Annotated in this window: 12 protein-coding genes; 7 read left to right on the forward strand and 5 right to left on the reverse strand. The window is 44.3% G+C overall.

Going from position 1 to position 14590, the window contains the following annotated elements:
* Positions 1-2: 2 nt before the first annotated feature.
* The gene (locus tag AC1DFM_RS15890) at positions 3-1094 is read left to right on the forward strand and encodes a mannose-1-phosphate guanylyltransferase (protein ID WP_477077712.1); all 1092 of its coding nucleotides are present in this window, start codon (positions 3-5) and stop codon (positions 1092-1094) included.
* A 99-nt stretch (positions 1095-1193) separates the two neighbouring features.
* Entirely contained in the window at positions 1194-2330 is a 1137-nt protein-coding gene (locus AC1DFM_RS15895) for a methionine aminotransferase (RefSeq protein ID WP_477077713.1), read from the forward strand.
* Between the two features lie 125 nt (positions 2331-2455).
* Here the strand turns inward: AC1DFM_RS15895 and AC1DFM_RS15900 are convergent, their stop codons facing one another.
* From AC1DFM_RS15900 to AC1DFM_RS15910, 3 genes are all read right to left on the reverse strand, one after another.
* A complete protein-coding gene (locus tag AC1DFM_RS15900; RefSeq protein ID WP_477077714.1) occupies positions 2456-3133 on the reverse strand; it encodes a carbonic anhydrase family protein in 678 nt (225 codons plus the stop codon).
* Positions 3134-3225: 92 nt separating this feature from the next.
* Positions 3226-4875, reverse strand: coding sequence for a SulP family inorganic anion transporter (locus AC1DFM_RS15905; RefSeq protein WP_477077715.1), 1650 nt, complete (start codon positions 4873-4875; stop codon positions 3226-3228).
* Positions 4876-5078: 203 nt separating this feature from the next.
* On the reverse strand, positions 5079-5372 hold the full coding sequence (locus tag AC1DFM_RS15910) for a hypothetical protein (RefSeq protein ID WP_477077716.1): 294 nt from the start codon (positions 5370-5372) through the stop codon (positions 5079-5081).
* A gap of 377 nt (positions 5373-5749) precedes the next feature.
* On the opposite strand from AC1DFM_RS15910, the gene AC1DFM_RS15915 reads away from it, so the two are divergent.
* From AC1DFM_RS15915 to AC1DFM_RS15930, 4 genes are all read left to right on the forward strand, one after another.
* The gene (locus tag AC1DFM_RS15915; protein WP_477077717.1) at positions 5750-6088 is read left to right on the forward strand and encodes a PadR family transcriptional regulator; all 339 of its coding nucleotides are present in this window, start codon (positions 5750-5752) and stop codon (positions 6086-6088) included.
* A gap of 34 nt (positions 6089-6122) precedes the next feature.
* Positions 6123-7883, forward strand: a complete 1761-nt coding sequence (locus AC1DFM_RS15920) for a PspC domain-containing protein (RefSeq protein WP_477077718.1) — start codon at positions 6123-6125, stop codon at positions 7881-7883.
* Positions 7884-8060: 177 nt separating this feature from the next.
* On the forward strand, positions 8061-10193 hold the full coding sequence (gene feoB / locus AC1DFM_RS15925; protein ID WP_477077719.1) for a ferrous iron transport protein B: 2133 nt from the start codon (positions 8061-8063) through the stop codon (positions 10191-10193).
* A 44-nt stretch (positions 10194-10237) separates the two neighbouring features.
* A complete protein-coding gene (locus tag AC1DFM_RS15930; RefSeq protein ID WP_477077720.1) occupies positions 10238-11173 on the forward strand; it encodes a M28 family peptidase in 936 nt (311 codons plus the stop codon).
* Positions 11174-11246: 73 nt separating this feature from the next.
* Here AC1DFM_RS15930 and AC1DFM_RS15935 read toward each other — a convergent pair whose 3' ends face one another.
* Positions 11247-12680: a S41 family peptidase gene (locus AC1DFM_RS15935; protein ID WP_477077721.1), complete on the reverse strand. Its 1434-nt coding sequence runs from the start codon at positions 12678-12680 to the stop codon at positions 11247-11249.
* A gap of 53 nt (positions 12681-12733) precedes the next feature.
* A complete protein-coding gene (locus tag AC1DFM_RS15940) occupies positions 12734-13360 on the reverse strand; it encodes a hypothetical protein (RefSeq protein WP_477077722.1) in 627 nt (208 codons plus the stop codon).
* Positions 13361-13559: 199 nt separating this feature from the next.
* Here AC1DFM_RS15940 and paaA point away from each other — a divergent pair, with 199 nt between their 5' ends.
* Positions 13560-14558 (forward strand): 1,2-phenylacetyl-CoA epoxidase subunit PaaA, encoded by a 999-nt coding sequence (paaA, locus tag AC1DFM_RS15945; protein WP_477077723.1) that lies wholly within the window; start codon positions 13560-13562, stop codon positions 14556-14558.
* Positions 14559-14590 lie beyond the last annotated feature (32 nt).

Here is a 14590-nt window from a genome sequence, read left to right on the forward strand (position 1 = left end):
AAATGACACAGCTGAACAGCCATTTTTATGTGGCAATAATGGCAGGGGGTATCGGAAGCCGCTTCTGGCCCCACAGCCGCACAGATAATCCAAAGCAGTTCCTGGATATCCTGAATACCGGGAAAACCCTCCTCCAATGGACTTATGAACGCTTCGCGCAGTTCATTCCAAAGGAGAACATTTTTGTGGTAACGCATCATCAATATAACGGCAAAGTAAGCGAACAGCTACCAGAACTGCCAGCTGCCAATATTGTGAGCGAACCTTCCCGCAAAAATACGGCACCCTGCGTTGCTTATATCTCCCATAAAATCCATAAGCAGGACCCGCTGGCCAACATTATCTGTGCACCGGCAGATCACCTGATCATGGACGGCCCGGCTTTTACCAACGCATGCCTCAACGCATTGCTGTTTGTACAGAAAAACAGCGCCCTGGTAACACTGGGAATTAAGCCCACTCGTCCGGATACCGGTTACGGCTATATTCAGTTTGAACCACAACAGGTATCTGACAATGTATACCAGGTGAAAACGTTTACAGAAAAACCTAACCTGGAACTGGCCAAAACCTTCCTGCAAAGCGGCGACTTCCTCTGGAATGCCGGCATCTTTGTATGGAATGTGAAAACCATCCTGGCCGCATTCAAACAATACCTGCCGGAAATAGATGAACTGTTTGAACAGGCTACTCCGGCGCTTAATACGCCACAGGAAAAGGAAGCGATAGAGAAAGTATATCCACAGTGTACCAACATCTCTATCGACTATGGCATCATGGAAAAAGCCAATAACGTGTATGTGATCCCTTCTAACTTTGGTTGGAGCGATCTCGGTACCTGGGCTTCTGCCTATGAAAACCTGGAGAAAGACTACCTCGGCAACGCCGTACAAGGCAAAAACGTTGTAGTGATCGACGCTACCAAGTGTATGATTAAAGTGCCTAACGAAAAATTGGTACTCCTGCAGGGCCTCGATGAGTTCATCGTAATAGATACCAACGATGTACTGTTGATCTGCAAAAAAGAAAATGAACAACAGATTAAAGAATACGTAGGAGAAATAAAACGCAATAAAGGCGAAAAGTTCCTCTAAGGTTTTTCTCTTTTTGATATTGAAATTTAGATATTTAGCAGGCCAAAGGCATTCGCTTTTAACACTAAATGCCTAAATTTCAATATCAAAAAATAGAAAATGATCTCAAAACTGCCCCAGGTTGGCACCACTATATTTACCGTCATGTCCACATTGGCGGCCGCTCACAAAGCCATTAACCTCTCCCAGGGATTTCCGGACTACGACTGCAATGATGACCTGAAAGCAATGGTCAATGAAGCCATGCAGCAAGGACATAACCAGTATGCACCCATGCCGGGATTAATGCCACTTCGCACAGCCATCGCAGATAAAATAAGCCACCTGTATCAGCAATCTATTAATCCGGATACAGAAATTACCATTACTCCAGGCGGTACCTACGCTATTTTTACGGCCATTGCTACGTGTATACATCCGGGTGATGAGGTGATTATTTTTGAACCGGCATACGATAGCTACATTCCCAACGTATTGGTAAATGGCGGAACGCCCGTGCTGATATCACTTTCCTTTCCTGATTACCGTATCAACTGGGCAGAAGTCCGTAGTAAAATTACGCCCCGTACTAAAATGATCATGCTGAATACACCGCATAATCCTACGGGTAGCATTTTACAGGAAGATGATATTGTGGAATTGGAAAAGCTGGTAGCGGAATTTAATCTGCTGGTGTTGTCGGACGAAGTATATGAACACCTGATTTTTGATGGCGCCAAACATCATAGTATTTTGCGCTACCCGGCCATTTACCGCAACAGCTTTGTGACGTTTTCTTTTGGTAAAGTATTTCACAACACCGGCTGGAAAATGGGATACTGTGTAGCACCAGAGCACCTGATGAAGGAATACAGGAAGGTACATCAATACCTCTGCTTCTCTGTGAATACCCCCATGCAATATGGGTTGGCTAAGTTTCTGGAAACGCCGGCTCACTACCTGGAGTTGCCGGCATTTTACCAGCAAAAAAGGGATTACTTCCTGCAATTAATGAAGGATACCCGTTTTACGCCGCTGGCCAGCCAGGGAAGTTATTTTCAGCTGATGAAATATGACCGGATTTCGGAAGAAGGAGATAAAGAATTTGCTATCCGCCTCACCAAAGATTTTGGCGTGGCCGTAATACCGGTATCTGCTTTCTACCAGGATGGAAAAGATGACCATGTGATCCGCTTTTGTTTTGCTAAAAAACAATCCACGCTGGAGCAGGCCGCTGCGAAATTGATACACATTTAAAAAAAAAGAAGGCTGTTAATAACTGTTTGATCCATTGCCTTTAAAAAATGGATCAAACGGGTTATTAAAGCCCTCTTCTTTTTACGAAAAAGCAAATTTATTCCCCTGTTATAAAAGACATTTTATTATACCGCTACCGCTGTTGTGGCCGCCGGTTTTGCGGTTTCAAGGATTAAGGTGTGTTCCTTGAAAGCCACTACACCTGTTTCTACATCGTATACGGCGCCAATAATACCTACTTCTCCTTTCTGAATCATGTCGCGCAGAATGTTGCTTTGCTCCATAATGGCTTGTACAGAACGTTCTACGTGTATGTGATTTACTGCTTCCACAAACTGGCTGTTGTGGGAGTTACGTTCGTTTTTGATAGTTTTTTCTGCAAATACAGCTGGCGCAATTTTATTCAGCAATCCGGTGAGGTTGCCCAGTTCTACGGCGTCGCAGGCGCCTTTAATAGCACCGCATTTGGTATGACCCAATACAACGATGAATTTTGAACCAGCTACTTTACAAGCATATTCGAGGCTACCCAATACGTTATCAGAAATAACGCCACCGGCTAAACGAATACTGAAGATGTCGCCCAATCCCTGATCAAAAATCAATTCAGCAGAGGTGCGGGAATCCATACAGCTAACAATAGCAGCCATAGGCCATTGGCCATCGGAGGTATCGTTAACCATTTGCAGCAGGTTGCGGTTAATACGCAGGTTATCCACAAAGCGACCATTACCGGCTTTCAATAATTCCAGTGCTTTCTTAGGTGTTATATTGGCTTGAGAAACTTTATTTAATGTTTTCATGATTGTCATTTTTTGAAATTGAGAAAATGAACGGAGATATAAGCATGGTTCCGTTTTATTCGAATCAGCGTACAGGCCCGTGGGCCTATGCCTTAGTTTAATTGTAATTCTTTCAGTAACTCTCTGTGGCTACCGGAAGAAATCGTATGCACCTGCATGGAGGTAAGTCTCGATTGCTCTTCAGCCGTCAGGTCGGGTGTGTTTTGGATATTATACACCGACTTAAAACCCGTCAGGATTACTTTGATATTTTTCTGTGGTGCTTTGATGTCTTTAAATTCACGAATGGTTTGCAGTACATCAAAATCTATGTAAGCCGTTTTATGTGCATCTATTACCAGGGTAATATTGCTTGGCATATGATCCAGCGTGAGCAGGATACTGGCTTTGTTCAGGAAAGAAACTTCCTGTGCCAGCTCCAGGCGGATGTTATCGCCAGTATGGTATTTTTCCTTGCGGAAAAAGTAAGAGCTTTTCATATTACCGCGTAAAATAGCCAGCACGCTTACTACCATACCCAGGGCAATACCCACCAGCAGATCTGTAAACACGATAGCTACTACTGTGACCACGAAAGGTACCCACTGGTATTTTCCGTTTTTAAACATCTCTTTAAAGATGGAAATCTTACACAGCTTATATCCTGTTACGAGTAATACAGCAGCCAGCGTAGCCAGCGGAATTTTATTCAGTACAACAGGAATCAATGCGGTACATACCAGCAACAGCACGCCATGTACCATGGTTGCCATTTTGGTTTTTCCTCCGGCATTGATGTTGGCGCTGGAGCGAACAATCACCGAGGTGATGGGCAAACCGCCAATTAAACCGCTGACCATATTACCAATACCTTGTGCTTTCAACTCCCGGTTAGGAGAGGTGTGGCGCTTCATGGGGTCCAGTTTATCGGTGGCTTCCACGTTCAGTAATGTTTCTACAGAGGCAACGATCGCAATGGTAATACCAGTTATCCACACTTCTTTATTAGTGATGGATTTGAAATCGGGTAAAGTAAACTGGTTCAGAAAATCACCGAAGCTGCTGGGAACGGGTAAGGTTACCAAATGGTTAGATCCCAGTGCCAGCAAGTCGCTGCCGGAAAATGCCATATTCAGCAAAATACCGGTAATTACTGCTACCAGCGGCGCTGGCACTACATTGAGTTTCGGGATCTTGCTCCAGTACAGAATAATGAAAATGGATATGATGGTAATTAATGTGGCGCCAATACTGATGTGATTAACAGCAGACAATAGTGCGCTGAAAGTATTATCCCCATCTACCTGGAAAAAGGTAAAATCACCTTCTGAGTTGGCGTCATAGCCAAAAGCATGGGGTAACTGTTTCAGGATAATAATAATACCGATAGCCGTCAGCATCCCTGTAATAACATTGGAGGGGAAGTAATTGGCTACGGTACCCGCTTTAATTAACCCCAGCACCAGTTGAAGGGCGCCGGCAATCACCACGGCAAGCAGGAATACGTCAAACATGCCCAGTTTGGTGATGGCTACCAGTACTACTGCTGTAAGGCCGGCCGCAGGACCGCTTACACTCAATTGCGAGCCGCTCAGAAAGCCGATGACAATACCGCCCACAATACCGGAAATCATACCGGCAAACAGGGGAGCGCCGGAAGCCAGGGCAATACCAAGACACAGTGGCACCGCAATGAGGAATACAACAAGTCCGGCTGAAAAATCGCCTTTTATATTGGAGAATAAAGAGGTTTGCTTGTTCATAAAATAAGCTTTTCCGTTTAGGAATCGCGCTTCCGGATAGCGTCAATGCCGCCACCGTGGAAACAACCAGGAAGAATGATACTACTGTTGAAGACTTGATACACGTATCACGTTAGCGGATACACGAAGTCCATGCAGTAATAAGATGAATAAAATAAAATGAATAGAAACGTCAGCGGTTGTGCGTACAACTGCAATAGAAATTATGCGATATGCATATTGGGAGGGGGAGCGTGTATTTCCTGAGCTGGGTTACTCGGAATATCTTCCATAAATTGATATTGCATAATACCAATAATGAGCAGCGGATTGAACTGTATTTCATCAAATTGCTTACAGAATTTCAGGTCCTTCGCAATTTTTACATGATCAGCACCACAGTCAACCGGGTGCTCTTCCACAATCTGATTATTAAACAGCAACTTCCCTACTTCCTTGATAGGAAGCAGTTGAGACACCATAAGTGCCAGCAGGAATATGCCGATAATTTTCTTCATGTGTATAATACGCTTGTACAAATGTAATTGAGGGAAAGCATAAATGGTGATGATGGTTAATTAAAAAAATGTTAAAGCAATTTAACACAAAAAACCGCTTTTGTCGTAAATATCCATTTATCCCTTAATAATACCGTTCATCACTTTTAAGTGTTGCCACTTTTATCTGCCTGTGTATAGAAAACACACGCCAGTATTCATTTTTAGCTCCCCAAACAGGTAATAGCCTAAGCAAGTTATTTTGCTTTCTATGGTATTGTGTATTGCATAGTAGTAAATAATTCCTATTTTTGTGTTGTAGAAATGAAACAATAGCTATTACACTTTAAATACAAACTGTCAGAAACCACCATTAATAAAACTAAAGCTCACTTGCCATGAACATTGACAACACACAATCGCAGATGAGGAAAGGAGTGCTGGAGTTTTGCATATTGTCCATCATTAAGCAGGGAGAAGCTTACCCTTCAGATATCATTGAAAAGATGAAAGAAGCAAAGTTGGATATCCTGGAGGGCACACTTTATCCCCTATTAACAAGATTGAAAAATGCGGAACTACTCACTTATCGCTGGGTAGAAAGTAGCTCTGGACCTCCACGAAAATATTTTTCCATGACAGATAAAGGCGAAACCTTTTATAAAGAATTGGAAAGCACCTGGAATGAACTGGCTAACGCAGTACATCAACTAACGCAAAATAGTACACCTCTTTAAGAGAAGACTTACCTAAAACCTAAATGAACTAGTAATGAAAAAGATCATCAATATAAATCTCTCAGGCCGCCTTATCCCCATAGAGGATAGCGCGTACGAGATACTGAGTCAGTATCTTGGCAGCCTGAAAAAATATTTTTCGAAAGAGGAGGGTGGAGATGAAATTGTGTCTGACATTGAAAGCCGTATTGCTGAAGTGTTCCAGGACCAACTTAAGAAAGGTGCACATTGCATTACCGATGAAGATGTATTAGCCGTAAAAGCTTCCATGGGTACCCCTGAGCAGTTTGACGATGCCGCTTCTTCTGAAAATACGAAACAGCAACAGGATACCGCTGATGATAACTTCATTCCCCGTCCGCGTAAACGACTATACCGTGATCCGGAGAGTAAAGTGCTGAGTGGTGTATGTAGCGGTTTAGGCGCCTATTTTAATATAGATCCGGTTATATTCCGTATCATATTCGCCCTGCTGGCCGTTGGTGGATTTGGCTCCGGCGTGTTGGTATACTTCATCCTCTGGATTGCCACCCCATCTGCAGATACAGCTGCGGAGAAACTTGAAATGAGAGGCGAAAAGGTAGATCTGAATAACATCAGATCTACCATCCAGGAAGAATTAAATCATATTAAAGGTCAGGCGAAAAATGTAGGAGATGATATCCGAAATTTTTCTCAGGGCCGCGGAAAGCAAGTCGGTAGCGACATTGAACGCTTTTTCGTAAACCTCGCAAATGGTTTAGGACAGGTGTTAGTAACTGTTACCAAAGGAATCTTTTATTTTATCCTGGTAGTTATACTGATCTGCTTCGTTATAGCAGCTATTGGTATGGCAATGTTCTCCGCGGCCGTTTTCCCAATGAAAAGTCTTTTGTTCACCAGCGGACAAAGTATGCTGTTATGGCCTGCCCTTGGATTGATTATCGGTATTCCAATTGTTGCAATGGCTATTTTCATCATCCGTAAACTCACCGGAGTGAAAGAAACTAACCGCTACGCTGGCTATACCCTGACTTTCCTTTGGTTGCTGGGACTGGTATTTGCTGCCGTGGTAACTACCTCCATGATAAAAGACTTCAGAAGACCCGCTACGGAAACTGAAACCTTTGCTGTTCAACAGCCAACAAAGGGTAAACTGATCCTGAAAAGAGCACCAGGTGGTATCCTCACGGAATCAGATGATGACATACACTTCGCCTTCTTCGATGATCATTTGTTGATTGCTGACGATACCGTACTCATTAATGACATCCGTATAAAAATATTGAAAAGTCCTACCGACAGCTTTACCGTTGAGGTAGCACGTATATCAAGAGGCCGTAACGTAACACAGGCAAAAGAATTCGCAGATGATATCTCCTTCCGCCTGAATCAAAAGGATTCTATTCTTTACCTGCCAGAAGGATTCTCTTTGCCACGGGGTACCAAATATCGTAATCAACATGTGATCGTTACGATCAGAGTGCCGGTGGGTAAAACCATCAGCGTTGACCGGGAAGTATCCCGCAACTACTCTGTGAGCCGCAACAGCCGTGACGAAGATTGGGACAGCGATAACTACGATAATGATGAAAACGGTCCACTGAACCTGAAAATGACACCAGATGGCGCCAATGATATGGATGAGCAAAAATCAACTACTCCGAAAGAGAAAAGTGATTCTACCTCTCACGAAGGATATCGCTACAAAGGCCCTTCTGCTCAAAACACGATCAAAGCCGTCAAAAAAACAGACTCTTTCGATGTGAACGTTGCATTTCTGAGGTTTGTAATGGTAAATAGATATAATAGTTAGTAAGCATAATGTCTTAATAACGAATAAAGTGAAGTGAAAACGCCGCCATGTTTTCACTTCACTTTTTTTTAACATACCCCATCCGTCAGATTTTCCCGATCGGATCATTCAACCGGCTGATTAATGTTTAACTTTGCACATTCAGGTCACAACATTAACAATTGGATAAGATAAGGAATGCAGGCACCAATAAACATCGCGCTGGTTGGAAATCCGAATAGTGGTAAAAGTTCCCTTTTTAATGCACTCACCGGCTTAAATCAAAAGGTGGGTAACTTCCCCGGAGTAACAGTAGATAAGAAAACAGGAACAGCTCAGATCGCTGCTGGCGTCACCGCCAATATTATTGATCTGCCCGGAACCTATAGCCTGTATCCTAAAAGTGCGGATGAATATGTGACATACGATGTGCTGATTGATCAAAACAGCGCAGATACCCCCCGCCTGGTCATTATCGTGGCCGATGCCTCTAACCTGAAACGTAACCTGCTCTTTTGCTCCCAGATCATAGACCTGAAAATACCCGTGATCATTGGACTCACCATGATGGATATTGCCCGCAAGAAAGGGGTGGAAATAGATCTCGATGGTCTGGAAAGAGAATTGGGCGTACCGGTGGTAGCCATCAACCCAAGGAAGAACAAAGGGGTAACTGAAATCAAAAAAGTAATAGACCTGGCGATCCGCTCCCAATATAGAACCCCGCCCAGGGATTTTATTAATAACAGCGCATTGGCCAAAGAGGTGATTGACGAAGTGAAGAGTGCAGTGCCAGGTTGTAAAAGCGATTACGGTGCTTTACATATAGCCGTTAACGTAGAAGACCTCAGCTTTATCAACAATACGCAGAAGCAGTCCATCAAAACTGCATTGCAAACCCACCCGTTTAATAAAACCAAGATACAGGCAGAGGAAATCGTACAACGGTATGCCCGTATCAAACATATCATGAAAGCAACCGTAGTGGAAAATGATCCGCTGCAAAAACAATTGCGTTCAGAAAAAATTGATGACCTCCTCCTGCACCGTTTCTGGGGATATGCCATCTTGCTGGTGGTGATGTTCCTCCTGTTCCAGAGCATCTTCTGGCTGGCCTCTTATCCAATGGATTGGATTGAAGGCAGTTTCGGCGCGCTGAGTGGATGGCTCAGCAGTACCCTGCCCGATAATAAAGTCACAGACTTCTTCATTAATGGTATACTGGCTGGTATCAGCGGCTTTGCCGTATTTATTCCACAGATCATGATCCTGTTTGGGCTGATCACCATCCTGGAAGATACCGGTTACATGGCGCGCATCAGTTTCTTAACCGACCGCTTAATGCGGCAGGTAGGACTAAACGGAAAATCGGTGATGCCGCTCATCAGTGGCGTTGCCTGTGCAGTACCCGCGATCATGGCTACCCGCACCATCGAAAATAAAAAGGAACGACTCATCACTATCATGGTAACACCATTGATGAGCTGTTCGGCCAGGTTGCCTATTTACACCATGATGATTGCGTTGGTAATACCAGATAAACACTTTGGTATTCTTGGTTTGCAAGGTCTGGTGATGATGGGCTTATACCTGCTCGGATTTTTCATGGCCATCTTTATTGCGGCGCTGATGAAGTTGTTTGTGCGTATTAAAGAGAAGAGTTATTTTATCATGGAGCTGCCGGTTTATCGTTCTCCCCGTTGGGCTAACGTAGGTACTACCATGGTAGAAAAGGCAAAAATATTTGTGAAAGACGCCGGTAAAGTGATTGTTGTGATATCAGTGGTATTGTGGTTCCTGGCCTCTTATGGCCCTGCCAGCCGCATGCAGCCGGTACATCAGAAATACGAGCCGTTATTAGCAAAAGTAGATCCCAAATCCGAAGAAGCGGCCGTGCTGAATAAGGAGTTCCAATCAGCCAGGTTATCTAATTCATATGCAGGAATGTTGGGACACTCGATTGAACCAGCTATTCGCCCATTAGGATTCGATTGGAAAATAGGGATTGCTTTGATTACTTCTTTCGCTGCCCGCGAAGTATTTGTAGGTACCATGGCAACGCTTTATAGTGTAGGAGAAGATCCGAATAACAATAACGCCACTTTGCGCGAAAAGCTCTCATCTGCCACCTGGCCGGATGGAGCGCCGGTATATACGCTGGCTTCCGGATTGTCGTTAATGCTTTTCTACGCATTCGCCATGCAGTGCATGAGTACTATGGCCATTGTTAAACGTGAAACAAAATCATGGAAATACCCGGCCATACAGCTATTGTATATGACTTCACTGGCCTATATCTGCAGTTTCATCATCTTTAATATCTTCAAATAATATCTTGTACATTGCATTTATCGTTCATCATAAATGCGATGTTTATGAAATTGCTTTGTTATAGCTTTTGTCTGCTATTTGCGCTACCCGTGGTGGCCCAAAAAAGTACAGTAGACTCTTCCCAACTCATGAAAGACGTACGCACGCTTTCGGCCGATAAATTTGAAGGCCGTAAAACCGGCACCCGTGGCAGTCGCATGGCGCAGTTTTATATTATCGACCGCTTCAAGGAGATAGGCATCTCTGCATATCACGACACCTACGAGTATCCGTTTTATTTCCAGGATGGAGATAAGAAGGTCATGGGAACTAACCTTTACGGCTATATTCCCGGTAAATTAAGTACGGTCATTGTTATTTCTGCGCATTATGATCACCTGGGGATACGCAGTTCCGGCAACAGCACTGATTCTATCTATAACGGCGCGGATGATAATGCTTCCGGCATAGGAGGATTATTGGCGTTGGCGGCCTACTTTAAGAAACACCCTCCACGTTATACCCTCATCTTTGCAGCGCTGGATGGGGAAGAAGAAGGGCTGCAGGGAGCAAAAGCTTTTGTATCACAGCCTCCCATTGCATTACAACAGATCCGTCAGAATATCAACATGGATATGATTGCCCATAATGATAAGAACGAACTATATGTTTGTGGCACTACCCAGTTTCCGGATACCAAAAAATATATTGATGAAATAGCTGCCAGCAGCAGTGTACAGCTAATTGCCGGACATGATAAGCCCGACAGTGGCGCAGATAATTGGATCTCGCAAAGTGATCAGTACGAGTTTTTTAAGCAAAAAATTCCTTTCCTTTATTTTGGCGTAGAAGACCATCCCGATTATCACCACGTTTCGGATGAGTATTCCCGGATTAATCATTCGTTTTACTATAGGGCGGTGCAAACAATTATATCGGTAGTGAAAAAAATGGATAGTGATATGCCGGAGAATAAGTTTAGTGAGGCAAAAACAATGTAATAAAAATAGCTGCAGTAGGTAGTTTCGGGAGATGTATAACGCCGGCTATCTACTGCAGCTGCAAATAATGCACTTATTTTTTGAATGTCTGTATCATGCCTTTAAAGTGGGTGGCATCCAGTCTGTTAGCCGGTGTTTGGGCCAGCCTGTCTGCAGAAAGGTTAGCAGTACGTCCCAAAGCTGCTGCTGGTGCGCCCATATCTATTAACGCAGCACGAAGCAGGGGATCACTTAAGTCACCCCAATCAAGCGAAAAATCATCCTTGGCTTTAATTGCCGGTGGTAGCCCTTTGAAGTAGTCTCCTTGACCAGCGGCATTTTTAAGCTGCATATTTACTGCATACATATCATAATTGCCAAAGGAAATAGCAATAAATCCTACTGGCTTACCATAGGTAGAATCGCCTACCAATTGCACGTTCATCACAGGTTTCAGCACATTATACAGCATTTCGCTGGCAGACACCGTACTTCTTGTTACCAGGAAGTTTATTTTGGTGAATTCCATGGCGCCTTCTTTCTGGAACTTAGCCGTTTTATAAGTAGTGGCTTCCTGATAAAAGATTTCAGACCAGTTATAGGTTGGATAGTAGGGTACCGCCTTCATGTTTTGGAAATACGGGCTAAACTTTTGAGTATTCACATTATTATTGAAATACTGTGTATACATTTCCGTACCTGTTTTGGCGGCCGGCGCCAGTTTATTTGCGAGATATTCAGCGGTATTTAATGCGCCACCGCCATTATAGCGGAGGTCGCAGATAATTTGTTTTACGCCGGCTTTGGCAAACGCGTTAAAAGTGGTATCAATGGAGGTTTTGACCTGATCTAAAGCAAGGAAATTATTGAAAACAAAGTAACCTGTTTTAGTACCATTGAAATCATATATGTGTGAATAAAGAATAGGATTTACTTTATAGGTAGCCGCATTCAACGTAAGTTGCTGTGTAGAGTTGTCTGGTTTACGGAAGGCAAATGTAGCGCTGTTGCTGGAAAAAGCGTTGTTCAGTAAATTGTTGGTATTATCAGTCCGATATTGGAAGCTGGTAACTCCATTCACCGCTGTCACTTGCCAGCCACGTTTTATACCCGCTTTATCTGCCGGTGATCCGGGATACACGTATACCACATTCAGGGTGGTTGCGGTCTGGAACCCCACTTCAAAGCCAATATCACCGGCTATGCCCTGTTGGAGCACCCGTGAAGTGCCGCCATTATCCAGAAAGCTATACCGGTCCAGGTAGTTGTTATCTTTATCCCGCTTGTAAGACATTAGCGCATCAAACATCTTTTTGGGGTCTGAGAAGCCATTCGGTTTGAATGTGGCGGAATCGGGCAACGCATCTGTCCATAGGTAAATATCTTTGGAAATGAAAAAGAGGCTGTCATAAATGCCTTTTCCGGTATTCCGGTTCCGTGTGATAGTATCGTTTTTGTTGCAGGCTTGCAGGGTCAGAAACACCAAAAACGCTCCGAGCAGTGTTTTGCTAAAGTGGCCAGGTTGCATGTAATGATAGTTTTTAGGTTGTATAACGCGTATGGTTATACGTAAGGCATAGTTTAACGGTCCGGTATGATGACGTTACCTTCAATACCCAGTTCTTCAGGGAGTACGCCATTATTTCTAAGGCCTACATTTACTTTATCCCGCCAGCGCAATTGTGCGGCAGGGTTCAGTCCGTGATTGGTTTCCTGGTCAAATTTGTATTGCAGCTTATTCATTTCCCGGAAGGACTGAAGATACTGATATTGTATGATACTATCATAGTCGTCCCGGTTGAGGGCTGTTTGCCGGAGCTTTTGTTTGAACCGCTCTACTACCAGGCGGGTGATATCGAAATGCAATTGTTCATGTGCCAGGGCATAGCTGTTTCTGGCATCTGGTCTTACCCACGAAGCGCTTTTGATGAAAAATACCTGCAGTCGTAATGTGATGCGTAGCGTATCATTTTCCAGGTTGCTGTTGCCATCGTAGGCGAAGCTGGTGTATGCCACGGCTGCGCTGGGGCCGGAAGGCGATGGTTGGGCCAGGAAATCGGTCCATTCCAGCCGGCGGTTGGGGGTGTAAAAAACGGTATCTGAAGTGGGAGAGGCGCCGTCTTGTTTTTCCTCAAAATTCAGCTGTATCACCGTAAACTGGTGGTGCTTTACCGGAGGAACGCACGGTTGGTGCTGTCCATTGGACATTAACAGTGAGCACAGTATAGCGGTATATGATAGCATGAGCGAAATAGACCGGAATAAAATTAATGTAATACCGGGCTATCTGTTTCATACCGGGAAAATTTGGCGATTCTATAACATTTCATTGATAAGGATTTGACAATGATTTCGGGCTAAAACGGGCTTTTTTCCGTAAATTACTCTCGACCAAAACAATCGCACTATGTACGGCGGTGGATATATTTTCGATGAACCCAACAGGAAACAGTTGAGTGAAGAAGAACAGCATGACGAGCCAGAAAAACTCGCTGCATTCGAGGAACGTATTGCCAAAGGGGAAAAGATTGAACCTGGCGACTGGATGCCCACAGAATACCGCAGGCAGCTGATACGCCTTATTGAACAACACGCTCACTCTGAAATCATTGGCGCGTTACCGGAAGGCACCTGGATTACCAGGGCGCCGGGATTTAAGCGCAAATTGGCATTGATTGCCAAAGTCCAGGATGAAATAGGCCATGGACAATTACTCTATAATGCAGCCGAAACACTGGGTAAGTCCAGGGAGGCCATGATCAACGATCTGCTCAGTGGAAAATCCAAATACTCTAACGTGTTTAATTATCCGGCCGAAACCTGGGCCGATGTGGCCGTAATTGGATTCCTGATAGATGCGGCCGCCATTGTAAACCAGGTGGCCAATGCAAAAGGCTCCTATGGGCCCTATTGCAGGGCATTAGAGCGTATTTGTTATGAAGAAAGCTTTCACCTGAAACAAGGTCATGATGCCTTTATTGAACTGGCTACTGGTACGCCGGCGCAAAAGGCGATGCTACAGGATGCCCTGAATCGTTGGTGGCAGCCTATCATGCACTTCTTTGGCCCACCGGATAAAGCTTCCAGCCACAGCGAAAAGCTGATGCAATGGAAAGTGAAAATGGCCAGCAACGATGATATGCGCAATCAATTCCTGGAATCATATGTGCCGAAAATCCGTGAGCTGGGCATGACATTGCCTGATCCGGCGTTGAAGAAAAATGAAGAAACCGGCAAATGGGAATATACCGACCCCGACTGGGACGAGTTTTTCCGGGTCATTAATGGCGGTGGTCCTTGCAATGCAGAACGTTTACAGGTGCGTAAATGGGCGGAAGAACAAGGCCGCTGGGTACGTAAGGCGTTAATGAGACCAACAGAAAAAAGAGCCCTGCCAGTGGCATAGCGCATCTGATTACTATTTTAAACTACGCAATA

Source organism: Chitinophaga sp. 05T412 (assembly GCF_056396465.1).

Coding starts and splice junctions, on each gene's coding strand:
- AC1DFM_RS15890 (WP_477077712.1), top strand. CDS start 3: ATGACACAGCTGAACAGCCATTTTTATGTGGCAATAATGGCAGGGGGT.
- AC1DFM_RS15895 (WP_477077713.1), top strand. CDS start 1,194: ATGATCTCAAAACTGCCCCAGGTTGGCACCACTATATTTACCGTCATG.
- AC1DFM_RS15900 (WP_477077714.1), bottom strand. CDS start 3,133: ATGAAAACATTAAATAAAGTTTCTCAAGCCAATATAACACCTAAGAAA.
- AC1DFM_RS15905 (WP_477077715.1), bottom strand. CDS start 4,875: ATGAACAAGCAAACCTCTTTATTCTCCAATATAAAAGGCGATTTTTCA.
- AC1DFM_RS15910 (WP_477077716.1), bottom strand. CDS start 5,372: ATGAAGAAAATTATCGGCATATTCCTGCTGGCACTTATGGTGTCTCAA.
- AC1DFM_RS15915 (WP_477077717.1), top strand. CDS start 5,750: ATGAACATTGACAACACACAATCGCAGATGAGGAAAGGAGTGCTGGAG.
- AC1DFM_RS15920 (WP_477077718.1), top strand. CDS start 6,123: ATGAAAAAGATCATCAATATAAATCTCTCAGGCCGCCTTATCCCCATA.
- feoB (WP_477077719.1), top strand. CDS start 8,061: ATGCAGGCACCAATAAACATCGCGCTGGTTGGAAATCCGAATAGTGGT.
- AC1DFM_RS15930 (WP_477077720.1), top strand. CDS start 10,238: ATGAAATTGCTTTGTTATAGCTTTTGTCTGCTATTTGCGCTACCCGTG.
- AC1DFM_RS15935 (WP_477077721.1), bottom strand. CDS start 12,680: ATGCAACCTGGCCACTTTAGCAAAACACTGCTCGGAGCGTTTTTGGTG.
- AC1DFM_RS15940 (WP_477077722.1), bottom strand. CDS start 13,360: ATGTCCAATGGACAGCACCAACCGTGCGTTCCTCCGGTAAAGCACCAC.
- paaA (WP_477077723.1), top strand. CDS start 13,560: ATGTACGGCGGTGGATATATTTTCGATGAACCCAACAGGAAACAGTTG.